The 25,142-nt window shown below is 71.7% G+C and carries 24 protein-coding genes; 10 read left to right on the forward strand and 14 right to left on the reverse strand.

Going from position 1 to position 25,142, the window contains the following annotated elements; translation table 11 throughout:
* Positions 1-62 precede the first annotated feature (62 nt).
* From K304_RS0117405 to K304_RS0117425, 6 genes are all read right to left on the reverse strand, one after another.
* Positions 63-1,994, reverse strand: a complete 1,932-nt coding sequence (locus tag K304_RS0117405) for a hypothetical protein (protein ID WP_027764809.1) — start codon at positions 1,992-1,994, stop codon at positions 63-65.
* Complete coding sequence (locus tag K304_RS29545) at positions 1,991-3,004, reverse strand: PD-(D/E)XK motif protein (RefSeq protein ID WP_486591703.1); 1,014 nt, start codon at positions 3,002-3,004, stop codon at positions 1,991-1,993. Before K304_RS29545 ends, K304_RS0117405 begins: the two co-directional genes overlap by 4 nt.
* Positions 3,005-3,012: 8 nt before the next feature.
* Positions 3,013-5,559 (reverse strand): Z1 domain-containing protein, encoded by a 2,547-nt coding sequence (locus tag K304_RS0117415; RefSeq protein ID WP_027764811.1) that lies wholly within the window; start codon positions 5,557-5,559, stop codon positions 3,013-3,015.
* A 200-nt stretch (positions 5,560-5,759) separates the two neighbouring features.
* Positions 5,760-6,170, reverse strand: coding sequence for a very short patch repair endonuclease (locus K304_RS32235; protein WP_486591710.1), 411 nt, complete (start codon positions 6,168-6,170; stop codon positions 5,760-5,762).
* Positions 6,171-6,265: 95 nt separating this feature from the next.
* On the reverse strand, positions 6,266-6,685 hold the full coding sequence (locus K304_RS0117420; RefSeq protein ID WP_027764812.1) for a (deoxy)nucleoside triphosphate pyrophosphohydrolase: 420 nt from the start codon (positions 6,683-6,685) through the stop codon (positions 6,266-6,268).
* Positions 6,682-7,533 carry a dienelactone hydrolase family protein gene (locus K304_RS0117425; protein ID WP_486591711.1) on the reverse strand — a complete coding sequence of 284 codons (852 nt, stop codon included), beginning with the start codon at positions 7,531-7,533 and terminating at the stop codon, positions 6,682-6,684. Before K304_RS0117425 ends, K304_RS0117420 begins: the two co-directional genes overlap by 4 nt.
* 57 nt (positions 7,534-7,590) lie before the next feature.
* Here K304_RS0117425 and K304_RS0117430 point away from each other — a divergent pair, with 57 nt between their 5' ends.
* From K304_RS0117430 to K304_RS29550, 3 genes are all read left to right on the forward strand, one after another.
* Entirely contained in the window at positions 7,591-8,040 is a 450-nt protein-coding gene (locus K304_RS0117430; protein ID WP_027764814.1) for a lamin tail domain-containing protein, read from the forward strand.
* A 121-nt stretch (positions 8,041-8,161) separates the two neighbouring features.
* The gene (locus K304_RS0117435; RefSeq protein WP_027764815.1) at positions 8,162-8,587 is read left to right on the forward strand and encodes a DUF3592 domain-containing protein; all 426 of its coding nucleotides are present in this window, start codon (positions 8,162-8,164) and stop codon (positions 8,585-8,587) included.
* A gap of 113 nt (positions 8,588-8,700) precedes the next feature.
* Positions 8,701-9,444 (forward strand): sporulation protein, encoded by a 744-nt coding sequence (locus K304_RS29550; protein ID WP_051308555.1) that lies wholly within the window; start codon positions 8,701-8,703, stop codon positions 9,442-9,444.
* Between the two features lie 31 nt (positions 9,445-9,475).
* On the opposite strand, the gene K304_RS0117445 is transcribed toward K304_RS29550, so the two are convergent.
* Positions 9,476-10,288 (reverse strand): cytidylate kinase family protein, encoded by an 813-nt coding sequence (locus K304_RS0117445; RefSeq protein ID WP_037790846.1) that lies wholly within the window; start codon positions 10,286-10,288, stop codon positions 9,476-9,478.
* Between the two features lie 129 nt (positions 10,289-10,417).
* Here K304_RS0117445 and K304_RS29555 point away from each other — a divergent pair, with 129 nt between their 5' ends.
* Positions 10,418-11,410, forward strand: a complete 993-nt coding sequence (locus tag K304_RS29555; RefSeq protein WP_051308556.1) for a helix-turn-helix transcriptional regulator — start codon at positions 10,418-10,420, stop codon at positions 11,408-11,410.
* A gap of 40 nt (positions 11,411-11,450) precedes the next feature.
* Here K304_RS29555 and K304_RS29560 read toward each other — a convergent pair whose 3' ends face one another.
* From K304_RS29560 to K304_RS29580, 6 genes are all read right to left on the reverse strand, one after another.
* Positions 11,451-12,854 carry an MFS transporter gene (locus tag K304_RS29560; RefSeq protein WP_078529276.1) on the reverse strand — a complete coding sequence of 468 codons (1,404 nt, stop codon included), beginning with the start codon at positions 12,852-12,854 and terminating at the stop codon, positions 11,451-11,453.
* A 118-nt stretch (positions 12,855-12,972) separates the two neighbouring features.
* Positions 12,973-15,057 carry a PEP/pyruvate-binding domain-containing protein gene (locus tag K304_RS29565; protein ID WP_078529278.1) on the reverse strand — a complete coding sequence of 695 codons (2,085 nt, stop codon included), beginning with the start codon at positions 15,055-15,057 and terminating at the stop codon, positions 12,973-12,975.
* Positions 15,054-16,511 (reverse strand): ATP-grasp domain-containing protein, encoded by a 1,458-nt coding sequence (locus K304_RS29570; RefSeq protein WP_486591704.1) that lies wholly within the window; start codon positions 16,509-16,511, stop codon positions 15,054-15,056. The genes K304_RS29565 and K304_RS29570 overlap by 4 nt, the downstream gene beginning before the upstream one ends.
* Positions 16,512-16,809: 298 nt before the next feature.
* On the reverse strand, positions 16,810-17,412 hold the full coding sequence (locus K304_RS0117470; RefSeq protein ID WP_027764817.1) for a DUF4291 domain-containing protein: 603 nt from the start codon (positions 17,410-17,412) through the stop codon (positions 16,810-16,812).
* A gap of 58 nt (positions 17,413-17,470) precedes the next feature.
* On the reverse strand, positions 17,471-18,250 hold the full coding sequence (locus K304_RS29575) for a thioredoxin domain-containing protein (RefSeq protein WP_158687354.1): 780 nt from the start codon (positions 18,248-18,250) through the stop codon (positions 17,471-17,473).
* Positions 18,251-18,326: 76 nt separating this feature from the next.
* Positions 18,327-18,785: an SSI family serine proteinase inhibitor gene (locus K304_RS29580; protein ID WP_037790847.1), complete on the reverse strand. Its 459-nt coding sequence runs from the start codon at positions 18,783-18,785 to the stop codon at positions 18,327-18,329.
* Between the two features lie 214 nt (positions 18,786-18,999).
* Here K304_RS29580 and K304_RS29585 point away from each other — a divergent pair, with 214 nt between their 5' ends.
* The 6 genes from K304_RS29585 (at position 19,000) to K304_RS0117510 (ending at position 23,785) form a co-directional block, all read left to right on the forward strand.
* Positions 19,000-20,043, forward strand: coding sequence for a pirin family protein (locus K304_RS29585; protein ID WP_078529280.1), 1,044 nt, complete (start codon positions 19,000-19,002; stop codon positions 20,041-20,043).
* 77 nt (positions 20,044-20,120) lie between these two features.
* Positions 20,121-20,435, forward strand: coding sequence for a tetratricopeptide repeat protein (locus K304_RS0117490; protein WP_027764818.1), 315 nt, complete (start codon positions 20,121-20,123; stop codon positions 20,433-20,435).
* 51 nt (positions 20,436-20,486) lie between these two features.
* Complete coding sequence (locus K304_RS29590; protein WP_051308558.1) at positions 20,487-20,828, forward strand: GNAT family N-acetyltransferase; 342 nt, start codon at positions 20,487-20,489, stop codon at positions 20,826-20,828.
* A 103-nt stretch (positions 20,829-20,931) separates the two neighbouring features.
* Complete coding sequence (locus K304_RS0117500; protein WP_027764819.1) at positions 20,932-21,879, forward strand: DUF5996 family protein; 948 nt, start codon at positions 20,932-20,934, stop codon at positions 21,877-21,879.
* Between the two features lie 94 nt (positions 21,880-21,973).
* Positions 21,974-22,411: a PPOX class F420-dependent oxidoreductase gene (locus K304_RS0117505; protein ID WP_027764820.1), complete on the forward strand. Its 438-nt coding sequence runs from the start codon at positions 21,974-21,976 to the stop codon at positions 22,409-22,411.
* Between the two features lie 180 nt (positions 22,412-22,591).
* Entirely contained in the window at positions 22,592-23,785 is a 1,194-nt protein-coding gene (locus tag K304_RS0117510) for a macrolide family glycosyltransferase (protein WP_027764821.1), read from the forward strand.
* Positions 23,786-24,003: 218 nt separating this feature from the next.
* On the opposite strand, the gene K304_RS0117515 is transcribed toward K304_RS0117510, so the two are convergent.
* Positions 24,004-25,131: a M23 family metallopeptidase gene (locus K304_RS0117515; protein WP_027764822.1), complete on the reverse strand. Its 1,128-nt coding sequence runs from the start codon at positions 25,129-25,131 to the stop codon at positions 24,004-24,006.
* Positions 25,132-25,142: the final 11 nt, after the last annotated feature.

Genomic DNA, 25,142 nt, shown 5'->3' on the forward strand with positions numbered 1-25,142 from the left:
GCGCCACGGCTCGGCGCGGACGGCCTCCTCCGCCGGAACACGGTACGGAAGCACTCGCCTGGTCACGGCAACCTCACCGCCTCGACCCTGATGGCGATCTCGGTCATCGTGTCGGGCGCCGGCCTGACCAGCGCACGCCGTACGGCCCCACCCCCCTCCATGACACAGGAGGCGCCCGCATGCAGACGGCCGGTTTCGTCCTCCCAGCCGATCAGTTCGGGCATGGCCGCCCCGACGGGCGGGTCGGTCTCTCTCCCCGAGGAGCCGGGCAGCGTGACGCCAAGGTCGATACGGACACGCTGCGGGACGGGTGCAGGCAGTCGGAACTCCTGGACGAGCACGGTCTCGTCGCCCAGATCGGCGTAGTACGGGTCACTCACATACGTCACCCGGGGCCGGCCCCGAACGGGATCCTCCCCGGAGTGCGACCTCTCGCCGTCAACGGATTCCGGCGACGCGTCGATACGGGAATCGGGCGCACTGCCACCCCGCCGAAGCGACCTGTCCTGCGGTCGAGAGCGAGGTGGCACCGTACTGCCGGGCTTTGAGTAGTCCGTGGCGCCACCCAATCCCCACGCCCCGCCGACGAGTCCCGAGAAATGCATGCTGGCCGCTCCCAACGCCGCCTTGCTGGCGGCCGCCCCGGCCGTTCCCGTCAACGACAACAGGTCGTCCACCGCCTCGGTGATACGGCGGAAGGTGGTACGCACGAAGGTGCCCTCCCGCTTGTCGAGCGACTGCGGATTCCAGGCGTCGTGCGTCGGCGGTTCTGCCTTTGCGTAGATTTCGTCCATGGAATCATCCGCCCGGAAGACACCGGCGTATCCCTGATGCACGCTCGGCGGCTTTGCACCGGGGTGATAGGTCACCACGAGCTCCGCCGGGCGCATGAGACATACGTGGTGAATCATGTTCTCGATGCCCAGCATGCGTTGGGCCCGGCTGGCTTCGAGCGGCGGCATGATGCGTTTGACGAGACCGAGCCGACCGAGGAGCCGAATCGGATTGCGACATTCGAGATCCTTGCCGCCGCGCCCGTTCATCGCCTCGTAGGCCGCCACGAACATGTTCAATGGGCGGGTCTCCCGGGGGTCCGGGACCGGATGGGGCAGGCCGTCGCAGACGACCGCGAAACGCATGGCCGGTTCTCGGCCCTCCGTCGCGATCATCTTCGGCCAAAGGTGCCAAGCAATGGTGTCGGCCAGGTAGGAGGCGGCACTCGAAGGCTCCAACCCGTCCAGATTCGGGTCCACCACGGCGACTGTGGTCCCCGTCTCCTCCGGCTCGAACGGCCTGAGCCCGAGACGGCGGGCAATGACTTCCGCCTCCCTACCGACCAACGGGTCCACGACGCCCTCGTGGACGTCGCCCCACCAGTGACGGCCGGTGAAGCGACGGCTCCCCTCCGGGCCGTTCTCCACATAGCTCTGCCAGAGAGCACAGCCGATCAGGCGGGTCTCGTAACCACCGCTCGGGGTCCGACACCGAGAGTGCACCAGCACTGTGCCCGGCCGCGACACGAGGTAGAAGATGCCCTTCCCGAACCCGTACGTGCCTCCACCGAGAGCGGTGTCCCGCGGTTCGCCGATGTTCCGCACGAAGGAGACGAAGTCCCTTTCCGGCCCGACCGCGTCGTTCGCTCGTGTCGGTCCACCGAGACCGCGGGTGCCTCGGTCGGACACGGACAGCACGCGAATCTGTCCCCGCCTCAACGTCTCACGCAGCGGGAAGTGTTCAGCAGTGTGAGGAGCGCCCGCCAGAAGGAGTTCCCGCCAGGCCGAGCTGTGCGCGGGACTCACTGCCCACATGTCGATGTCGAAGTCGACAGGGCGCATCGAGTCGGGTACACGCGCGTCCCAACTGTTCTGCGCCGACTCTCGTACCAGGATGGTGAGCAGGTCGAGTTCGGGGCGACCGAGCTGGTTGCGGATTCCCTCGGCAGCACTGGCGCCCTCGGGAGGGTAGGGCTGCGAGTGCCATCGGCTGTCCGTCATGTACGCTCCGCGACGATCGATTCGAGCACATCGGCCTGTCGGGTGGAAGAGAGAACGGCCGGGACGGAGGCCGTGAGTTCGACGGAGTACTCGACGTCGTGCACCGGTGCGGTCAGTCCGGCCTCGCTCAATGCTCTGGCCGTCAACCTCGGGAACCCGTCGCTGACCGGATACCACGTCTCGTCCTCCACCACGAAGCACGTGTCCCGATAACGAGCCGCGTCGACGGCTCGGTACCCCGCCTCGCCGAGAAGCCCGAGCAATGCCGCCTCGTCGTCGCACAGACGAAGCACACGATCGACGAGCGAGACCAGACCGGTTTCGGCTTCGCCGGCAGTGGTACTCAGCAGCCGAAACCGCGCCAGGTGCAGGTGTCCTCCCACCGGTGCGTCGAGCTGATCAAGCCCGTGAATGCGCACACGGCGTCCTCCGGCTTCGGTGGTGGACTTCACCTCGACGGCGACGGTGCCGTTCGAGAAGTCGTGCCGGTGTCCCTTCGGGCCGAGCCAGAAGCGGTGCGCCCCGGAGTCCAGGCGCAGTATCCGTTCCAGGACCAGCAGTTCGCCGAAAAGTCCCGCCAACTGCTCCGGTCCGAGCGGCCGTCGGTCCGTCGCGAAGAGTGCCCTCCATCGGTCGAGTACCCGGTACAGCGCCTTCACCGGGTTGTTCAGGTGCTTGCCAGCTTCGCTCAGAGCATCGACGCAAAGTCCCGTGAACAGGTCGTTCATCTCCGCGTTGCAGCAAGCGAGGTCGGCGTAGACCTGGTACGTGCCCTCGTCCTCCAGCGGACGCCGACGAAGTTCGAGTACCGGACCGTGCAGACCGGGACGCACCTTCTGGTTGCTCTGGACAGGAACGAGCAAGCGCCGGTGACCCGCGTGGTCAACGGCGGCCGCCAACGCCCCCTGATGCGTCACTACCGGCAGTCGGGCCACGCGCAGCCGCCGCGCCGTCGTGGTCGGCTCGGCCTCGAGCGCCGTCCAGCGTGTCTCGACGAGATCACGCAGCATTTCGTTTCTCATCCTTCGAGAGCCGTTTCCAGCTCGGCGTCGTCGTCCTCGAGCACGACACCGGACAGATCCGCGGACACATACCTCACGGTGCTGTCGCCGTTCTGCGGTTCCGGGAAGACGATGCCGACGCCGATCACGTGTTCCGGAGCGTCAAGGGGCGCACGGAGCTTCTTGGCCGGCTCGGGCACGGAGAGCTTGTCGATCGGATAGAGCACGAGCAGGCCGTGATCCGGGAGCTGGCGTCGGCGCTCCTTCATGATCGCCTGCTCGGTCATGTCCGCCGCTGCCCCCTCGAGGTCCACAGCCGCGTCACGGCGGCTCATCAGAGTCTTGATGTCCACCGATCCAGGTTCCGGGTCGGTCCGCAACCGGGCACGAGTATTGCGTCCAACGGTCACATCAGCGGCGAATCTGAACGACCCGCCCTTCGGATTGCCCACAACGGCCACGTTCCACCGCCGAAGTGAGTCGGCGGTTGTCACACGCTTTCGGATGTAAGCGTTCATGAGTTCGCTGTCGTTCTCGGGTGACTTCTCGTGGAACTCGTACTCGTCCAGGAAGTCCGTCACGACATCATGGGGGACCTCTCGGAAGAGGTGTCGCCCCTCCGAAGCCCGGTCCTCGACCCTGCCGGCACTCCTGAGGCACCTGGCCACCAGTCCTTCGGCCGCCCGGATATTCCCGCGCAGCCATTCGGCGTCCGTGTGGAAGTAGTGGGTCTGCATGCGCCTGCCGCCGTAGGAAGCGGCGGCCGTGACGGCAGAACGCATCTTCGCCGCCGCGGTGACGCGCAGGTTGGGATGGGTGCGAAGCCGGACCGCAAAAGTGAGTGGCGTCTCGTCCTCGGTCATGTAGGTCTCGATGTCGCGCCGCATCTCCGTCTCGACCGTCGCAAGGTGACGGAACCACTCCGCCAGCTCGTCCGTCATCCACATCCGCGGGAGGTCGGCGTATCCCTTGCGGAAGCCGAACCAACGACCCATCTGCAACAGGGTGTCGTACGCCGAGACCGCACGAACGAAGTAGCTGACCGACAGTCCTTCCAGGGTCAGACCGCGCGACAGAGTGTTTCCACCGACGGCGATGGCCACGACGGCACCGTTCTCGTAGTCGAGACGGTCCTCGCTGCTGGAGTTGTCCATGATGACGCGGCAATCACGGAGAACGTCGGGGAGTTCTGCCAGCAGGGAGTCGAACGGAACGGATGTCTCGCCGAACTCCACTGCCGGCACTCGGGAGGTCTCTTCACGCCACAGTTCGCGAAGACGCAGGACCGTCCCGGCTTCGTTCAACGACTTGATCACCGACTTCCGCAGATGCTCGAGGGGGCGTCGGAAGCTGTTGTGGACGGAAGTGTTGACGCTTGTGTGAATCAGCATCGTGCTGTGAGGGTTGCCCGTCCGGCGGACCCGGCGCGCGGCCGTGGTCAACCAGAAGTATTCGACCGCACTCCGCAGGGTGTCGGTGAGGACCGGCTCGAACCCGTCCACGTCGGCCTTCGTCATCGGCCTCACCAGGGGGACGTCGTCGCTCGGTACCGACCGGATCATGTCGTGGCCGTCGTCCACGTCACTCGGATCCTCGCCGTCCAGAGCGTAACGACCGAACAGGACCTCGGTGCCGAAGTGCCCGTCCGGCTTGGGGAGGTTGACGACGAAGTCCTTGGGATAGAGGTCGTCGGCGCTGGGGTCGATCAGCAGATTGGCGAAGGGCGAAGCGGTGTACGCCACGTAGGCGGACCTCGGAAGCCTGCTCATGATGCTGCGGATCAGGGGATTGATGGACTTCGTGGCGACGCTGGCCTGGTCCGCCTCGTCGTCGATGATCAATGCGGGGCAGTCCCGGAGATACTCGGAGGCCTCGGCGAGCCACCGGTCGAGTTTACGCAGGACCGTCGCGTTCTTCTTCACGACACAGAGCACACGGGTGCGGTTGTTCCGGCCGAAGTACGAGGCGGGATTGGCCTGCGGTGTGAAGTCCGCATCCAGCCCGGTCATCTGGGACCAAAGCGAGGGGTTGGGCTCCACGAGCTGCTGGACCAACCGCGCCTGGGTCTGACGTCGGAGACCGTTGTGAATGCCGGCAAGGACGATGAAGAGCTTGTACCCGCGGTCCGCGGCCTTCGCCATCACAGAGGTGAAGTTGGTGGTCTTGCCCGACTGCACGTAGCCGACGACAAGGCCCCGCGCGGCAAACGCCCGTTCCTTCGGATGGTTCAGCAGCGACATGACACGTGTGGAGGACCTGTCGAGGTCGGCCAAGGCGGGTTCTTCCGACCAGCCGTCGCCAAGAAGCATGGCTCTGATCGCGGGCCAACACTTGTCCTTGGGCTGCGGCCCCGTGTACCAGGTTGCCCTGTTACCCAGAACGACCGCCTGCGGCTCCTCCAGCTCCTTCACCCTGATCGTCTGCTGCTCGTGGTGCTCACGCACTCGTTCGACCAGAGCCGGGGGGACGGCCATCATCTGCATGCGCTTGACGGCCTCAGCCGGGGGGAACGACTCCAGCAGCGCCTGGAACGTCTCGTACACCATGTCGAATTCGTCGCTCATCGGGATGGCCGCACCAGCTCTCGTTCGTTCGCCCCTGCTCCTACCGGTGTCCGTCAGTCGCGACTGTTCAATGGATCACCGACACAGCAACTTCACGCATTCTCCACACTGCGTGATGGAAAATGCGGTGATCACATGATCTTCGACTACAAGCACCGTGTTGGGTTCTTTGCCAGCTCTTGACCAAACCTGATAGACCGTCAGGAGTGTGCTCGGGGCCTGCCCCGAGCACCGGCTTCGCGGCGGCTTCTCACGGCAGAAGCGATGCGGTCAGCCACTTCTGACGGGGGTTCGTGTTCCCAGAATCGGAGGACGGTCCACCCCTGCGCAGCGAGGTGCTCGCTGGTCTCAGCGTCGCGGGCCATGTTCCGGTCCAACTTCTGCCGCCACCACGAGGCATTGGCCTTCGGCCGGGTTGCATGCTCGGGACAGCCGTGCCAGAAACATCCGTCGATGAACACCGCGATCCTGAGCCTGGGGAAGCCGACATCCATCGTCCTGCGTCGCATACCCGGAACCGACAGGTTCACGTTGTAGCGGTAACCGGCCGCATGCAGCAGGGCTCGAACCGCCTTCTCCGGGCCCGTGTCACGAGATGCCTGCCTGCTCATTCGGGCGGATACGGCGAGTGAAGAGGGGACGACGCTGCTCACACCCCCATTCTGCCGGCGCACCGCGACCCCTTCCTGTCGTCGCTGATCGGCTCTCATCCCTCGTCGTACATCAGCTCGGTCAGCCAGTGGACGGCGGGGAGGTCCTGGGGGAGCCAGGGGAGGGTGAGGGCTTCGGCGGGGGTGAGCCAGCGGAGGGCGTCGTGGTCCTGGAGGGGCTGCGGGGTGCCGGAGGTGAGGCGGGCGAGCCAGATGTGGAGGATCAGGTCCTCGCGGACGGGCCAGGCGCCGGGGACGCGTGCGGTGACGGTGGCCTCGACGCCCAGTTCCTCGCGGAGTTCGCGGGCCAGGGCGGTCTGTTCGGTCTCGCCGGGTTCGACCTTGCCTCCGGGGAACTCCCAGCGCCCGGCGACGGCGGCCGGGGACGTGCGGCGGGCTGCGAGGAAGCGGCCGTCGGAGCACAGGGCGGCGCCGACGACGACGCGGGGCGGGGTGGGAGCCGGTGCCGGGGTCATCGGGTCGAGCCCAGGCCCGCGAGGAAGCGGGCGGCGCGCTGCCAGGTGAGGGCGGCTGCGGCGGGGTCGTAGCCGGCGGAGGCGGGGTCGGTGAAGAAGTGGGCGAGCCCCGGGTGCGTGTGGACGTCGGCGGCGGACGGTTCAGGGGCGGCGGTGGAGGCGGCGTGCTGCCAGGCGGCGAGGTCGGCGGGTGGCACGAACGGGTCGGGGTCGGCCACGTGGATCTGTACCGGCAGGTCGTCGCGGACGGTCTCCGGGCGGCCGGGCAGGGCGTGGAGGGCGAGCACGCCGGCCGTGTGGGGGCGGTGCGGCAGGAGGGTGCGGACGACGGACGCGCCCATGGAGACCCCGGCGAGGACCGCGTCGTCGGGCTGCGTCGCCGCGGCGGACACGGCGCGTTCGACCAGGGTGTCGCGGCCGGCGGCGCGGTTGAGGGCGAAGCCGTCGTCGAGGGTTTCGGCGGTGCGGCCGTCGTACAGGTCGGGCGTGGTGACGTCGTGGCCGTCGGCGCGGAGGCGTTCGGCGGCCTGGAGTTCGACGGGGCGCAGCCCGAGGACGGAGTGGAAGAGGAGGACGGTGGCCATCCGTCCAGTGTCCCGGGGGCGGAGGCGGGACGTGCGGCCGGGCGGGTGAAACGCCGGGTCCCGGGGAACCGGGGCGGGCGGTGCGGGCGACCTGAGGGGTGTCCGGCTTCGGGAGTGCCCGCCTGCACTCCGGGAGTCGGGCGAGGGGCCGGGTCCGCGGGCGTCTTCCTGCCCGAGTGCGCCGCGGGCTCGGCCCTCTGCGACGTTACGACGGTTCTGTCGCTGTTCGGTAACAGGGCCTTCAATCGGATGAGTTGACCATATTCTGTGGCTCTGCCGGGCCCTGTGGGGTGCCCGGCCCGAGAATCACCGAGGACGCTCATGCGCCGATTCCGTACCGTCGCAGCCGGTGTGGCCGCCCTGGCGGCCGCCGCGACACTCGCCCCCTCCCAGGCCCACGCGGCCGGGAACGTGTACATCTACAAGATCCACTACGACAGTCCCGGCAGCGACCGGGGCGGCAATTCGAGCCTCAACGCGGAGTACGTGCAGATCAAGAACACCACCGGTGCGAAGTTCCAGATGCAGGGCTACACGGTCCGGGACGCGGCCGGGCACACGTACACCTTCCCCGCCTACCGCATCAGCCCCGGGAAGACGGTCAAGGTGCACACGGGGAAGGGCACGAAGTCGCCGGGGCACCTGTACATGGGGCGCGGTTGGTACGTGTGGAACAACGACAAGGACACGGCCACGCTCCGCAGGCCGGGCGGTTCGTTCCGCGACTCCTGCGCATACGACTCGACGCGCGTCGACTACAAGATGTGCTGATCCACTGATCAAGTGATCCACTGAGGTGCTGAGAGATCCGTCGGCCGCCCCGGCCCCGCTGTGCACCGGGGCGGTCGGCGGCCGAGTGGGCCCGAGGGCCCGGACGGGGGTCTGAGGGCCGATGGCCGCGCTGTTCGTACTGTTCGTGCCCGCCCTGCTGCTGGGGCTGCCGCTCTTCGTCTGGGGGTGGGTGAGGTACGACCGGCTCGGACGGCTGGAGCGGTCGGGCGTGCCCGTGCAGGGGCAGGTGGTCGACGTGCGGTACCGCCGGACCGACGACGGCCACCGCATCACCCACATCGTGCTGTGGCACACGGCGGAGGGGCAGCCGCGGCACCGGGCCGTACGGTTCCCCACGGCGGCGCTGCGCTGGCTGCACGTCGGTTCGCCGGTGACGGTGCGGTACGACCCGCGGCACCCGTCGCGGGTCCTGGTGGACGGTGCGCCGACGCCGAAGGGCACGGCCGTGACGCTGATGGTGTTCGGCGGGATCCTGCTGGCGGTCGCGTTGCTGCTGCTGACGTCCGCGGTCGTCGCGGCGATGTGAGCCCGGCGGGACGGGAGTTCGCCGGCGCGAGAAGACCTGGTTCCGCCGGTGGGGGCACAGGGCGTGCGTAGGGTGCCGGGGGTAGGGACCCGTACGAGGGGGAGGAGCCCCGCATGGCATTCCGCACGTTCCTGAGCGCGCTCGGTGTGAACGCGCCGGAGGTCGAGACCGTGCTCGACCGGGACGCGTACCGCCCCGGGGAGCGGGTGAACGCGACGGTGACGCTGCGCGGCGGCGGGGCGGACGTGGAGATCGCCCGGCTGGGCCTGGATGTGGTGACGCGTTTCGAGGACATGGAGCCGGTTGAGGGCGAGTGGACCAACCCGGGCGTGGTGGTCTCGCAGACGGTCGCCGAGGGTTTCGAGCTGGGCGCGGGCCTGGAGCACGTGCTCCAGGTCCCGGTCGATCTGCCGTGGGAGACGCCGCTGACGCACATGCTCGGCGGGCGGCGGCTGCGCGGCGGCCGGGTGGCGGTCCGCACCGAGCTGTCCATCGACGACGCCGTGGACCGGGGCGACTTCGACGAGTTCGCGGTGCACACGCTGCCCGCGCAGGACCTCGTGCTCACCGCGTTCGGCGATCTGGGCTTCCGTTTCGACGAGGCGGAGGTGAAGAACGGCACGCCGAAGCAGTCGGTCGCCTCGCGGGTGAACTACTGGCAGGAGATCGAGATGTGGTTCCCGCCGGAGTACGGCTGCACCGGGGCGCAGCTCGAATTCGTCTTCAACGCGCGCGAGGACTCGATGGACCTGCTCTTCGGCAACGCGGGCCGACTGACCCTGGCCTACGCGGGTCTCGACGCGGAGCGCTGCCGCTCCGAGATCGACGCGTACAGCAGGAGCCTGTTCCAGCGCTGAGCCCCGCGGACCGGGCCGGGCGCGGCAGGCGTCACGCGGCGGCCCGGTGCCCGGCGGCGAGGAGGGGCGGCCCGCCAGGCCCGGACGGGTGGGCGGTGACCGCGAGGGGCACGTCGGCAAGGCAGTCCGCGGCGCCGCACTCGCAGGCGAAGTCCACGACGGCGGCCGCCGGGTCGCCCGTGGACCAGGGGCGGGCGAAGTACGCCAGGTGCTGGTCGACGACGGCGCGGTTGGCGTCGCGGAGGAGCACGCGCCGTTCGGCAGCGGTGGTGGCGGGGCAGGCGGCGAGGGCATCGGCGAAGATCTCCTCGACCGCCGCTGCGGCCTGCGCCACCGTGGTGTTCTCGTGGATGCGGAGGACCGTGGCTCCGTGGGCGTTCGCGTCGGCCTCGATCTCGTCCGCGAGCAGTTCGTACAGGCGGAGGGTCCCGGCCGGGTGCGGCCCGCGCCGTGCGAGGCGCCTGCGCTGCAGGCCGGGCGCGGGCAGCAGCCACACGGCGGGGTCGTCCCGTCCGACGATCTCCGGGACGACGGGGGTGCCCTCGGCGACGGTGGCGGGGCGGTCGGGAAGGGCGCGGACGTCGTCGGCGACCATCGGGCCGCGTTCGCGGTGCAGCGACATGGCGAGGAGCGCCGCGTCGGGCGCCGACCAGCGCTGTTCGGGGGAGAGTTGCTCGAAGCGGACGGCGTCGGGGTGCCGGGCGGCGAGCGCCCGGTCGCGGTGCTCCCAGGTACGCGTGTCCGCCTGGTACCAGCGCAGTCCGCGGCGCCGGGTGATCAGCCGGGCGACGGTGCTCTTCCCGGCCCCGGGCGGCCCGCCGATCCACAGTGGGGGCGAGCTCATGTGGCGACTCCTCAGGGGCTGCGGGCTGTTCCGGTGCGGGCGGCTCACGATACGGGCGCGGCGGGGGTGGTGACCGCGGGGGCCGAGTGGTCCAGCATGAGGGCTCGACGTGGTGACGGGGGTACGGGTGTGGCGGTGGAGGAAGAGGCGGCGGAGTGGTTCGAGGCGCTGGCCGCGTACTCGCCGGCCGCGGCCTTCGTGCGGGACGACCGCGGCCGCTACCTGTGGGTGAACGCCGCCTACGCGCACCTGTACGGGCGGGCTCCCGAGGCCGTGGTCGGGCGGACGGTCGAGGACGTCGACCCGCCCGAGGACGCGGCGACCGCACGCGAACTCGACCGCGAGGTCCTGACGTCGGGACGGCCGGTGCGGCACGTGATCCGCTTCCTGCACGCGGGCGGCGCTCCCGGCGAGGCGGTCGGGCACCGGTTCGCGCTGAACGGGCTGCGCGGCCAGGCCTGTCGCGTCGGCGGCATCTACGTGGACGTGACCGACCACCACCGGGCCCTGGAGGAGATGGCGGCGGCCGGGGAGGAACTGCACGCGCTGCGCGAGCGTTCCGGGCTGGCGGTGGTGACGCTGGAGCTGGACGGGCGGGTGCGCCGGTTGAACGCGGCCGCGGCGGCGCTGCTGGGACTGCCGCGTGGCGTCGTGGAGGGCGACGACGTGGCCGAGCACGTCGAGGACGCGTCCGGCGCGTTGCCGGGCGGCGGGTGGCGGGCGTTGACGGAGGGGCGGCTCGCACGGTGCGGTGGCGTCCTGGTGCTGCGTACGGCGGGGGGCGGGCGGCCCGTACGGGCGGACCTGTCGCTGGTGCGGCGGGCAGGGGTGCCGGCCGCGGTGGTGGCCGTACTGACCCCGGTGGGGGCGGAGTTCGCCGGGCGGCCACGAGTGAGCCCCGTGCAGCTGCGGGTCCTGGTGATGCTGGCCGCCGGAGAACCGAACACGGCGATCGCGGCGGCACTCGGGCTGTCCCGGCAGGCGCTGGACTACCACCTGCGGCGGCTGCGCAGCCTGCTGGACGCGCCGTCGCGGCCCGCGCTGGTCGCCCGCGCCTACTGCGCGGGCCTGCTGGACGCGACGGCCTGGCCGCCACGTCCCAGCGTCGTCCGGTACGCCTGACGGCAGCGGCCGCTGCCCGGGTCGGGCGCGGAGGTGGCGTCTACCTCCGGCGGTCGGCCGGAGCGTGCGGAGTGGAGTCGGCTGCGGCGGGGTCGCGCGGGGCGGCGTCGCGCGGGGCGGGGAGAGAGGCCCTTCCGGCGAGGCCGGGAGCTCCACGGCGGCGAAGGCGGCGCAGGACCAGGGCGACGGCGGCCAGCAGCACGCACGTGGCCAGCGCGGAGTGCACGAGCAGCGCGTCGAGGCGGTCGGCGGCGAGATAGGCGCCCACCGCGACGGCGGCCAGCGCGCACACGCCACGGTCCAGCATCGACTCCAGGGACAGCAGCGTCGCGCGGTGCCGGGAGTCGGGGATCGCGGAGTTGACCAGGTTGCGCTGGATGGGGAAGGCGAGACCGGTCGCGGCGGCGAACAGGCAGAGCCAGACGACGGTTCCGGCTCCCCCGGCGACGGTGGTCGCGGCGAGGGTGAAGGCCAGGACCAGACTGAGGACGGTGACGGAGGTGGTGTCGGCGAGCCGGCGCCGGAGCCACTCGGGGCGGGCGGAGGCGACCGCTTCGGCGATGGTCATGGCGGACAGGATCGCGCCGTGCTGGGTGAGCGGGACGTCCTTGTCGATCAGCAGCGGCTGGAACAGGTTGACCTGGCAGATGCGGGCGAGGGTGAAGAGGGCAACGCCCTGGAGCATGAGCGGGCCGAGCGCGGAGGAGCGGCGGAAGACGGCGAGGGCGCCGAACAGGGAGGTCAGCAGGCCGGTGCCCTTGCCGTCGCGCTCGCCGTCGGCGGGTCCGGTCGCCGCGGAAGAGGCGGGAGCCGTGCGCGGGGATGTGGGCGGGGATGTGGGCGCGGCGAGGCGGGGCAGGGCGATCGCGCACGCCAGCGCGCCGAGCGCGCACACGGCCGTGAGCACGTACGGCAGTTCCTGGCGCATCTGCATCAGCACGCCGACCAGCGGCCAGCAGCCGATCTTCGCCCACAGGCCGATGGAGCGGGCGGTGCCCTCGGCCTGCACGTAGTGCTCGCCGGCGCCGCGGGCGTGCAGCGAGTCGTACAGGTAGGCGCTCGCGGCGCCCGAAACGAGGGATCGCGCGGTGGCGATGGTGAGGAAGTGCAGCAGGAAGCCGGTCACGGACGGGGACGCGACGGGGATCAGGTTCGCCGCCACCATCACGGCCGCGCCGAGCTGGAGGGCACGCCGGTGCCCGATCCGGTCGGCGAGGAAGCCGGTGGGTATCTCCAGGACGCAGAACGACACGTAGTACGCGCCCTGGATGGCGAAGATCTGGGCGTCGGAGAGGCCGGCGTCGCGCTGGTACTGGTAGAAGACCGGCATCCACCACAGGAGGTTGAAGAGCAGCTGGAAGCCGTTGTTGAGCCGGATCAGGCGCTTGGCCTGCGCGGGCGGCGCGGACTTCCGGGTGGAGCGGGGCTTGCTGATGCGGGGCATGGGGGTGCGGACCTGGCCTCGGGTTCGGTGGTGTGGTGGTGCGGGGGCGGGGGCGTCGGGCGTGGGAGACCGGCGCCACCCCGCCGCTTCCGCACGGGGCCCGGCCCGGCGGGCCGGACTACGCGTTGTAGGGCCGGAGTTGGAGGATGTGCAGGCGCCCCTCCGCCGTGAGGAGCCACTCGACGTCCAGCGGCGCCGCGAAGGTGTAGTCCGTCGCGAAGTGGGACTGGAGCAGGCGTCCCGCGAGCGCGAGCCGGGCCAGCCGTTCGCGGGTCTCCACGTCCAGGTCGGTGTCCGCCGCGCCCAGCGACAGCGTGCGGCCGCCGCCCTCCACCGTGTTGTAGAGGTACTGCATGGGCAGCGTCGACCCGTCCACCACGGCGGCCGTGGAGCCGTGGGCGCAGTTGAGGTAGACGTTGCGGAAGTCGGCGCGGTTGGTCGGGTTGCAGGTGACCATCACGCCGCCGAGCGGCGACGGCTCGTAGCGCTGCACGATGACGCCCATGTAGGTGTCGTCCAGCGAGATGCCGGCCTCGTGCCGCAGGCGCACGCTGCGCGGGGAGAGCAGCGAGGCCCACACCTGGCGGATCGCGTCCAGGGCGCCCGGCAGGTCGGTGACCTGGGTGTGCGACTCGTAGATGCCGGCGGCGGAGAAGCCGGGCAGGTCCTCGGCGTTGGACGAGGACCGCACCGCGAAGCGCTGGGCTCCGGCCAGGTGGCGTACGAGGTGGGCGTCGAGCGTGCGGGCCATGTCGTCGGGGACGGGCGTGGTGCGCACCAGGTGCTGCAGCTGCACGCAGACGGCGTCCACGGCGTCCATGGCGCCCAGTTCGAGGGCCATCTTCAGCTTGCCGATGCTCTGCTGGATGGCGGGCGAGGAGTCCAGGAAGCGCTGCTGCAGGGAGAACGGCACCGCGACGCCCTCGGGCGCCTTGACGTGGCGGGCGAGGAAGCCGTCCGCGGCTTCGGCGAGTTCCTCGCCCTCGCCGCTCGCGCCGAGCCGGGTGGCGAGGTGGCCGAGGAGGTCGGCGCGGGGCGGGCGCGGCACCGCGTAGTAGCCGGTGAGGCGTGCGGAGCCGTTCCGCAGTACGTGGTGCAGTTCGCCGAGGTTGGCGGCCTTGGTGCCGTACGCGTGCCGGTCGCCGGTCCGCAGCGCGGCCAGCGGCACGATCGGCAGGTCGTCGCGGCTGGGCGCGTCGATGCGGATGCGCTGGGTGTGCCAGGCGGGTTCGGCGAGGTCGGCGGGCTCCTCGGTGCGTTCCAGGCGGGCGCCCTCGGTGGTGACCTCGTAGGAGACCCAGGCGCCGTCGAGCTTCTCGTCGTCGATGCGGTCCAGGGCGTCGCGCACGATGGCGTTGGGCACGCCCCAGCCCGCGGCGAGCATGTTGGTGTGCGAGAGCGGCGTGGTGGGCTGCGCGTTCAGGAGGCCGGCGAGGCGCGGGATGTCGTCGGGGACGACGGGCATGGCCACGATGTCGTACCAGGCGAGGCCGGCGCGGGCGGCCCGGTAGTCGTCCTCGTCGGCGAAGCGGCGCAGCCGCCCGGTCGCGGTGCCGAGGGTGAGCGGCACGAAGGGCGCGGCGGAGAACAGCTCGTGGCCCTGCGCACGCGGCAGGTCCGTCTCGGGGACGGCGGCGACGGCGTTCTCCTGGCCGTGGTTGGCGGGTTTGACGGCCAGGGCGAGCGCTTCGTCGAGGTGCGCGCGGACCTCGGTGTAGAACTCGGTGAGCAGGGCGGCGCCCATGGTGTCGGCCTCGGTGGTCTCCAGGACCATGAACGGCTGCGCGGGCCGGTCCTGCGGGACGGCGCCGCCGCCGGTGTGCAGGGACAGCACGCCGAGCAGGAAGCGCCGTTCGGGGTCGTGGTAGACGGAGTGGTTGAACCCGTCGAGGTCGGCGTCGAGTTCGTCCAGGGTCATGCCCAGGACTTCGGTGGCGATGTAGTTGACGTGGAAGGAGTGGACGGAGCTGTCGAGTACGTGCCAGACGCCCTCGTGCCGGTCCACCACGACCTTCACGTACGGGTGGCCGCCGAGTACGCCGCACAGCTGCTCGAAGAGCGGGAGCGTGAGCAGGCCGCCGAGGACGGCGCCGTGCCGGTGCTCGCCGGACGGGCCGGCGCCCTGGGCGGGGACGGCCGCCGGGCCGGCGGTGCCGGGGGTCGCCGCCGTGTCGGTGCTGGTCCGGGTGCTCGGGGTGCTCATACGTCGGCCTCCGCGTCGTCGGTACGGTCCGTGCGGTCCGTCGTCCCCTGCCCCGGGAACGCCTCGTCCTCACCCGTGCGGGCGACGGCGTCGGCCAGGGCGCGGGGCAGGGCGGCGATCACGTGCTCGCAGTCGGCGAGCAGCGTCTGCTCGGAATCGGCGGTCAGGAAGCACAGGGCGGCCATCGCGTTGGCGCCGCCGGCCTCGGTGTACGCGGGCATCGGCGTGCCGTCGGGCAGGGCGGCCTCCCGCACCAGCTCGATGCGGGTGCCCTCGCTGAGCAGTTCCGGCCAGTCGACGGCGGCGAAGTTCCACGGCGGAAGGTCCCGCCACGGCCGGCCCTCCGGGTCGGCGGCCAGCACCACCAGGGAGCCGGCGGCGCCCGGCCCTTCGCCGGTGCCCTCGGTCAGCATCCGCTCCGGGTATCGCACGGGCTCGCCGAGGAGTTGGCGGACCAGCATGCCCAGCATGTCCAGACCGTGCACCGCCTCGGCCTGGCGGGTGGTCATCACGCCGCCGAAGCGGGCGGCGGTCTCGATGACCCACATCTCGCCGTCGGCGCCCAGCTTGATCTCGGTGTGGGTGGCGCAGGTGTCGAGGTTGAGGGCGTCGACGGCGGCCCGCGACACCTCCTCGATGCGGCGCTGCGCCGCCTGTGGCAGCGCCACCGGGGCGATCCCGGCGCGTTCGGTGAACGGCGGGATGGTCGGCATCCGGCCGGTGAGGCACAGCGGGTGGTAGACGCCGTCGGCGACGATGCCCTCGACGGACACGTAGTCGCCCCAGGCGTGCTTGCTGTCGGTGCCGAACCAGGCGTCGGCGCGGCCGGTGACGATCTCCTCCAGAAGGAAGTCGCTCACGCCGTCGCGGGCGGAGTGGAGTTCGGCGTACCCCTCGGTCGCGGACGCGGCCATGACGTCGCGGCCGAGCTGCCAGGCGCGTTCGGCCTGCGTGCGGTCCTCGACCCGCACGTGGGCGGTGGAGCCTGCGCTCCAGGCGGCCTTGAGCAGCAGCGGCGGGCGCAGCCGATCGAAGGCCGCGTCGATGTCGGCGGCTTCGCGGACCGGCTGGAAGCCGGGCACCGGGACGCCGGCCTGGTGCCAGCGGTGGCGCATCAGGCGCTTGTCGCGGGCGGCTTCGACGTTGCCGCCCGCACCGGCCAGGCCGAGACGGCGGCAGGCGTGCGCGACGGCCACCACGGCGTACTCGGAGAGCGTCGTCACGGCGCCGGCCCCCACCAGCTCCGCGTGCTCGCAGATCAGCTCGACCAGCGCGTCCCCCTCGCGCGGCGCCTCCTCGGTGACCGAGGCGCAACGCGGCCGCCACGTCGGGGCGGTGACCTCGGGCAGCGGCGCGAGCGCCAGCACGTGCACCTCGGCGTGGACGGCGATCCTCGGTATCGCGTACTCCAGCGGCGGGCCGCCCTTGGCGTAGACGAACAGGATGGGGGTCACGACTCTCCTCGGTCGATGGCGGGGGCTGGGCCTGTCCGGCCCGGAGGTCGGCACGGCTGCCGGTCGCGGGGGCCCGCCGTGGTCGGCGGCGGGGCCCGGGGCGCCTCCGCGACCGGGAGCGCGCACAGAACCGTGAGCTACCACATCACATCGGAGAGTGATCGACGCACACAAGTGCGGTCCATCGGTTAGGCGTTCGCCAAAGAGGCTGCCTCGACGGGCCGGTTTGATGGAACGCCGAACGTCCCTCGCGTCCCCGGCGCCTTGTCAGCCCCACCCGCCCCACACGTCTCGTGCGTCACCGCGCCACGGGCAGCAGGTGGTCGAGCAGTCCGTCCGGCGCCGGGTACGGGGGCTCGTACGGCAGCCGCCGCGCGGCCTCGTCCAGTTTCCCGGCGCGCACCAGCGCGTGGACCTCGTGCGCGAGTGGCGTGACGTCGCGGATGCCGGTGATCCACGCGTCGGCATAGCGGCGGACGGCCTCGCCGGACAGGCCGAGCTGCAGCGAACGATGCGCCAAAGGCCGCAGGTGCAGGTCGCGTTCGGGATCCCACTGCACCCGCGTCGGAGCGGCCTTCAGCGCCTCGCGCCAGGCAGCCCGGTCCGTGTGCACGTCCGCCTCGAAGTGCGACAGGCAGGCGTGCCGCAACGCCCACTCGAAGCCCTCGCGGGCGAGGTCGACGGCGAGCACGGTCTCCTGGTGTTGCCTCTCGCCCCAGCCGCAGCGGTACATCATCCACAGGAACGACGGCTTGATCCACGTCATGCGGTCCCGTTTCCAGCCGGGCGGGAAGCGCCCGTCCCGCGCCGCGGGCAGGCCCAGATGGGGCGCGTACGCCTGGTGGACGGTGACGGTCGTGTCGTCGTGCGCCGCGCGGATGCGGTACTTCGGCTCCCCCATACCTACGGAGGGTGCCCCGCGGGCGGCACGGTCCGCGAGGGGTTTTCGGTCGCCGGGCCTACGCCAGCAGTTCGGGGTCCTCACGGAAGAGGACGAGGAAGTCCTCGAAGAGGTCCGGCTCGTAGAGCACGCCGCCGTAGTCCTCGGGCAGCCACTGGCCGTCGATCTTCATCGACGGCGTGCCGGTGGCCCCGTCCGCGTCGAACCGCTGCTGGGAAGCGTCCACGAAGCGCTGGTGGGACATGTCCCGGACGGCGGAGTCGAAGGCCTTGCCGCGCAGCCCGTCGACCCCGTCGGCCAGGCGGAGCAGGTAGTCGTCGGTGAAGCCGTCCTCTGCTCCGGTCGGCTGCAGGAGGAAGACGCGCTCGTGCAGTTCGACGAACCTGTCCTGGTCCAGGGCGGCCCGCAGCGCGTTGACGGCCTTCTTCGAGCCCTGGCCGCCGTCGCGGTCGAGGAACGAGGCGAGGGTGTACCGCACCTGCACACGGCGTTCCAGCACCAACTGGCGGACGGTGGGGCCCGCGCCGGACGTCTCGAAATCGGAGCAGGACGGACAGCGCGGGTCCTCGTAGAGGCTCAGGGTGACAGGCGCCGCCGGGTCGCCGACGAGGATGGTCGTGCCGTCGGGCAGCAGTCGCTCGGGGATGGCCGACATCCGGCTCCACCCGGTTCGGTCGCGGGCGCCCGGCCCGGTGTCATCGGCGGCCGCGTATCCGCTGCTCCGGGTGCCGCAGGCGGCCGCCGCCAGCATCAGGATCACCGCCCCGAGCGCCGTGGCCGTACGTCGCCGCCTGCGAGAGTGCTTCACCTTGTCCGCCCCGTCTCCGACACACGTCACGAGCGAGAAGGTTACGGGATCTTCACACCGTCGGGTACGGCGGGATCGGTCGCTGCAACACCGGCCCCCGGACTACTCAGAGGCGGGTGCGGGGGAGGAAGGGCACGAGGTCGTCCCAGCGGGCGGTCTCGCAGCCGGTGGCGCGACCGAAGTCCGCGTTCACCGGACGCCCGGCCCACATGCCCTCGACGTGCGCGGTCGCCGGGCCGCCGTAGAGGCTGGTGCACAGGGTCCCGTCCGGAGCGGGGGCGAACGGTTCGCTGCCCCACACCGTCACCTCGTCGAGCCGCGCGCAGGCCGCCTTCGCGCGCGGGTGGTCACCGCCCGCGGGGTGGCAGAACAGCTCGAACCGGCCGTCGCGCGCCGGGTGGCCGGAGTCGGAGACGGTGAGCACGAGGTGGTCGCTGACCGGCGGCAGTACGGCACCGGCGGGCGCCGGGGCGAGGAGCGGGGCCGCCGTGACGACGGCGAGAGCGGCGAGGACGTGGGCGGCGGCTGCTCTGCGGCGGGGGCGGCGGGCGCGGTGGACGTGCATGCGGTGCTCCAGGCGCGTACGTGCGTACGGTTCGCGGGCCGGCTGCGACGCCGGTCCCCGTGCTCAACGCGCCGACCCGGCCGGGGTTGCGGTGTGCGACGAGATGCACACGGATGGTCGCGGGATCCGGCGCCAGGAATAGTTCGACTTTCAACCATGTTGCCGGGGGTGACGCCGCTCCGGGGGCACCCGGAGTCCGTGGAAGGGAGCAACCATGCCCGCCGTGACCGCCGACACCCTGACCCTGCCCCGCGTCGTCCGCCCCTCCGCGGCCGGCACCGCCTGGCGTCCGGTGGCGAAGACCGTCACCGCGCGCCGCCACAAGGAGGGCGAGGGCTTCGAGGTCCGCCGCCCCTTCCCCGGGATCGACCTCTCGCTCGCCGACCCGTTCCTGCTCCTGGACCACCTCGGCGCCGTCGAGTACGGCCCCGGCGAGGCCAAGGGCGCGCCCTGGCATCCGCACCGCGGCTTCGAGACCGTCACCTACATGATGGACGGCGCCTTCGAGCACCAGGACTCCACCGGCGGAGGCGGCCTCATCACCGAGGGCGCCACCCAGTGGATGACCGCAGGCGCCGGAGTGCTGCACTCCGAGCTGCCACCGCAGGACTTCGTCGCCACCGGCGGCCTCTTCCACGGCGTCCAGCTCTGGGTCAACCTGCCCAAGTCGCTGAAGTGGACGGACCCCAGCTACCAGGACATCAAGGCCGCCGAGACCGTGCTGCTCTCCAGCGACGACGGCGGGGCGCTGCTCCGCGTCATCGCCGGCGACCTGGGCGGACACCGCGGACCGGGCGTGACCCGCACACCCATCACCTACGTGCACGCCACCGTCGGCCCGGGCGCGCGGCTCGCGCTGCCCTGGCCCGAGGACTTCAACGCCATGGCGTACGTCCTGGCCGGGCGCGGCACGGTCGGTCCGGAACGGCGCCCGCTGGAGGAGGGGCAGCTCGCGGTCTTCGGGCCCGGCTCCGCAGTCACCCTCGAGGCGGCGCCCGGCCAGGACTACAACGGCAGCCGCACCGGCTGGGAGGTCCTGCTGCTCGGCGGCCTGCCGATCCGCGAGCCGGTGGCCCGCTACGGGCCGTTCGTCATGAACACCCGGGCCGAGATCGTCCAGGCCTTCGAGGACTTCCAGGCCGGACGACTGGGCACCACCTCTCCACAGGAGCTGCCGCACCGCACCACCGCCGACACCGGCACGGCGGAGCTTCGGGGCGGCTCCCCCGACCCCAGGACGGAGGGTGACCGCCGATGACCCCGGACACGCCCGCGACCCCCGACAGCCCGGCGCACCGGAGCACACCCGCGCCCCAGGGCGGCACGCCGAAGCCGATGCAGGAGTACGAGCGCGCCGTGCTGTTCTACGAGGCCCGCGACTACGCCGGTGCGGCCCGCATCCTGCGGCCGCTCGTCGACGCGGAACCGCGGAAGCTCGGCACCCGGCTCCTCCTGGCCCGCGCGTACTACCACTCCGCGCAGCTCGGACGCGCCGAGACCGAACTGCGCGCCGTGCTGGAACAGGACCCGGCGGAGGCGTACGCGCACCTGGTCCTCGGCCGCACCCTCGAACGGCAGAACCGCCCCGTCGAGGCCATCCGGCACCTGCGCCTCGCCGAAGCCATGACCGGCGGCGGCGCCCGCGAGTGATCCGTCCGGCACCGGCCACCCGGCCGGTGCCGGAGGCCGAAGGAGGCCCTCATGCCCGAGAAATCCGCACGACACCAGGACGTGGAGGTCGTCGACCTCCCCGACCGTTCCCGCTTCGAACTCCGCGTCTCCGGCGAGCCCGCCGGCCGCGCCGACTACCGGCGGAAGCCCGGCCGCCTCGTCCTCACGCACACCGAGGTCTCCGACGCGTACGAGGGGCAGGGCCTCGGCGGTCGGCTCGCCCGGGAGGCCCTCGAGACCGCCCGCGACAGCGGCCTCCGGGTGACGCCCCTGTGCCCCTACATCGCGCGGTACATCCGGCGTCACCGCGAGTACGCCGACCTGGTCGACGGCGCCCACCTCGCGGACGTCGACGCACCGCAGCCCGAGTAGCCCGCGACGCCGCAGCAGCTCGCGAACGCCTGACTTGCCGGGCCGGGCACGGGGGGCGACCCTGCGAGGGGGGACCGGCGACGCCGACCCGGGAGGCACGGCCGTGACGGACCGGACAGCAGCACGGGCGACCGCGGCATGGCCGCGGCTGCGGGTGGACGACTGGGCCGACACCCGCGACACCCTGCACATGTGGACCCAGATCGTGGGCAAGGTGCGCCTGGCCCACGCGCCGCTGGTCAACCACTGGTGGCAGGTCACCCTGTACGTCAGCGCGCGCGGACTGACCACCTCCGCCGTGCCGTACCGCGACGGCGCGTTCGACGTGGAGTTCGACTTCGTCGAGCACCGGCTGGTGCTGCGCCGCGACTCCAGCGGCACGCGCCACGTACCGCTGGAGCCCATGTCGGTGGCCCGCTTCCACACCGAGACGATGCGCGCACTGGACGAACTGGGCGTCGAGGCCCCCATCCAGGGCCACCCGAACGAGGTCGAGCCGGCCATCCCGTTCGCCGAGGACGACCGGCACGCCTCCTACGACCCCGGCGCCGCGCAGCTGTTCTGGCGCCAACTCCTCCAGGCGCAGCGGGTGATGGGCGAGTTCCGCTCGCACTTCGTCGGCAAGGTCAGCCCCGTGCACTTCTTCTGGGGCGCGATGGACCTGGCCTGCACCCGCTTCTCCGGACGCCCCGCCCCACCGCACCCCGGCGGCGCGCCCAACTGCGGTGACTGGGTGATGGTCGAGGGCTACTCCCGCGAACTGAGCAGCTGCGGCTTCTGGCCGGGCGGCGGCGAGGAGGGCGCGTTCTACGCGTACGCCTACCCCGAACCGGACGGCTTCGCGGACCACCCGGTGCGGCCGGACGAGGCGTACTACAGTGCGCAGAACGGGCAGTTCCTGCTCCCCTACGAGGCGGTGCGGACGTCCCCGGACCCGGACGGCGCGCTGATGTCCTTCCTTCAGGACACCTACACCGCGGCCGCCGAGCACGGGCGGTGGGCGCGGGCCTCACTGGAGGACGACCCCGGCCGCTGGGACGCCCGGCGCTGAGCCGTCTCCCGCAGCGGGCTTGGCCTGCGAGGATCGGGGGAAGGGGCGTGCGGGGGCGCCGCCGCCCTTTCCCCGACGCGCGGAGGAGCGAGACATGGACGAGAAGGTGCCGCAGGAGGCGCTGCTGTCGCTGCTGACGGACCAGAACCGGGGCGTTCTGGTGACGCTGAAGCGGGACGGCCGGCCGCAACTTTCCAACGTGCTGCACGCGTACGACCCGGAGCAGCGGATCGTCCGGGTGTCGGTCACCGCGGACCGCGCCAAGACCCGCAACCTCGCCCGTGACCCGCGCGCGAGCTACCACGTCACGACGGCCGACGGCTGGTCCTGGACGGTCGCCGAGGGCGACGCGGAGCTGACCCCCGTCGCGGCGGACCCGTACGACGCGACGGTGGAGGAACTGGTCGACGTCTACCGCGCGATCTCCGGCGAACACGGCGACTGGAACCAGTACCGCCGCTCGATGGTCACGGACCGCCGCCTCGTCGTCCGCCTCCACGTCCGCCACGCCTACGGTCAGCCCCGCCGTTGACCCCGCCCGGCGGAAATCCGGTGGAGGCCCGGAGCGCCACGGGCTAACCTCGCCGGCATGTGCTCCTTCCTGCAGATCTACGAGTGAGACGGCGCGGCGCAGCGCGCCGCCACCGTCACCCGTGCCCGGGCCTTCGCCACGGGCCGATGCCGTCACGCCCGTAGATCCTCGAGGAGACTCATGAACCTGCCCCGCTCCCACCCGCGCGCCCACATCGCCATGGTCGGCGTGCCCGCCGTCAGCCACGTGCTGCCGAGCCTGGAGATCATCCGCGAACTGGTGGCGCGCGGCCACCGCGTGACCTACGCCAACGGGCACGCCGTCGCGGATCTCGTCACCGGCACCGGCGCCACGTTCGTGCCGTTCGACTCGACGCTCCCGGTGACCGACAACGACTGGCCGGAGGACCCGGTCGGCGCGATGAGCGTGTTCCTGGACGACGCGATGCACGTGCTCCCGCAGATCGAGGCGGTGTACGAGGACGATCCCGCCGACCTCTATCTGTACGACATCGGCGGCTACGCCGTCCGCGCCCTCGCCGAGCGGCAGGGCCGCCCCGCGGTGCAGCTTTCGCCGACGTACGTGGCCTGGCACGACGAGGAACAGGCCGTCCTGAAGCAGATCCTGCAACTGCCCGGCGCGCAGGAGTACTTCGACCGCGTCTCCGCCTGGGCCGAGGCGTCCGGCGCGACCACGACGGACGGCCCGTCCTTCGTCGGGCTGCCCGACCGCGCACTGGCCATGATCCCCCGGGCGATGCAGCCGCACGCCGACCTCGTGGACCCCGATGTGGTGAGTTTCGTCGGGCCCTGCTTCGGGGACCGCGCCGACCAGGGGGCGTGGACCCGTCCGGCCGGGGCCGAGAACGTGCTGCTCGTGTCGCTCGGTTCGGCGTACACCCGGCAGCCGGAGTTCTACCGGCAGTGCCTGGCCGCCTTCGGCGGCCTCCCCGGCTGGCACGTGGTGCTGCAGATCGGCCGCTACGTCGACCCGTCCGAGCTGGGCGAGATCCCGGCGAACGTCGAAGTGCACTCCTGGGTACCGCAGTTGGCGATTCTGGGGCAGGCGGACGCGTTCGTCACGCACGCCGGGATGGGCGGCAGCAGCGAAGGGCTCTTCACGGGCGTGCCGATGATCGCGGTGCCGCAGGGCGCGGAGCAGTTCCAGAACGCTGACCGCCTCGTCGAACTGGGCGTGGCCCGCCGCCTCGACACCGCAGACGCGGACGCCGCGTCGCTGCGCGCGGCGCTGACCGCCCTCACCTCCGATCCCGAGGTGGCCCGACGGTCCGCCCGGCTGCGCGAGGACGCCCGCGCGGAGGGCGGCACCACACGGGCCGCCGACCTCCTGGAAGCCCTGCTGAACCAGCGCTAGAAAAGGGTCCGACGGCCCTGGCGTCGGGGGGTGGTCCGCCAGGACCGCCGGAGTCTCGATGGCCGCCCGGCCCCGGTTCCCGGTTGCCGCCGCCTCGCCCCTCCTTGTCGCCGAGTACTGCGGTGGGGGGAGGAGGTGTCACAGGCCTCGACGGGCACGAGGCGGCGGCACCGTCCCTGCATCAGGGACGTGGGAAGGGAATCGTGGAGCGGAAGGTGTCAGACGTTCAGTCCCTTCCCACGCAGCCAGGACAGCGGGTCGACGGGCGAACCGCCGCCCGGCCGGACCTCCAGGTGGAGGTGCGGTCCGGTGGAGTTGCCGGTGGAGCCGACGTTGCCGATGACGTCCTTGGTGTTGACCTCGGACCCGGCGGAGACGTTCATCGAGGACAGGTGGCAGTACCAGACCTCGGTGCCGTCGTCGAGTTCGAGTACGACGCGGTAGCCGTACGAGCCGGCCCAGCCGGCCTCCTTCACGGTGCCGCTGTGCACAGCCATCACCGGGGTGCCGGTCTGCGCGGCGAAGTCCTGGCCGGTGTGGTCGTTCTCCCACATGCTGCCGCCGGCGCCGTAGCCGGAGCTGAGCGTGTACGAGGAGAGGGGCACGCTGTAACTGCGGGCGAGTTCGGCGAGCCGTGCGGCCTCCGCCTTGCGGCGAGCCTCCTCGGCGGCTTCGCGCTTGCGCTCGGCCTCCGCCTTGCGCTCGGCCTCCGCCTTCTTCGCGGCGGCCTCGGCGGCCTCCGCGCGCGCGGTGTCGACGGCGTCCTCGCGGACGGTGGCGTCGGCGGCCGACTGCTGCTGGGCGGCCTGCGCCAGGATGCGGGCCCGCAGGGACTCCCCGGCGTCCCCCTCCGGAGCAGCGGTCTCGGTGCTGAACCCGGCCTGGGTGAGCGGCGCTTGAGCGGCGACCGTCGTGGTGTCCGCCGAGCCGTCGACGCCGGGGACCAGGTCACTTATCTCGCTGGGCAGTTCGTCCGCCACCGAGCCGGCGAGGGAGGACATGTCGGCCATCGTGACGGAGGCCGGCTTGTCCTTGGCCGTGGCCATTCCGCCCGCGCCGACGGCCGCGATCATGCCGACCCCGAGCACCGCACCGCTGCGGGCCACCCCGCCGCGCTGCTTCGCCACGCGGTGCCGGCCGCGCACCGGGCGCACCGATTCGGCGGTCGGGTTCCACCCGTCGTACGCCCCGTCCTGCTCCGGCCCGTAGACGGTCGGCACGGTGTAGGCGCCGGTGGCGTCGAAGGACTCCTCGAACTGGGGGAACTCGGTGGTGAGGTCGGTGTCGCCGAGGTATCCGCTTCTGTAGAGGTCGCGGGCCTCGGGGGCATGCCTGGTGGACGCCACTGGGGGCGCTC

It is taken from the genome of Streptomyces sp. CNS606 (assembly GCF_000426325.1).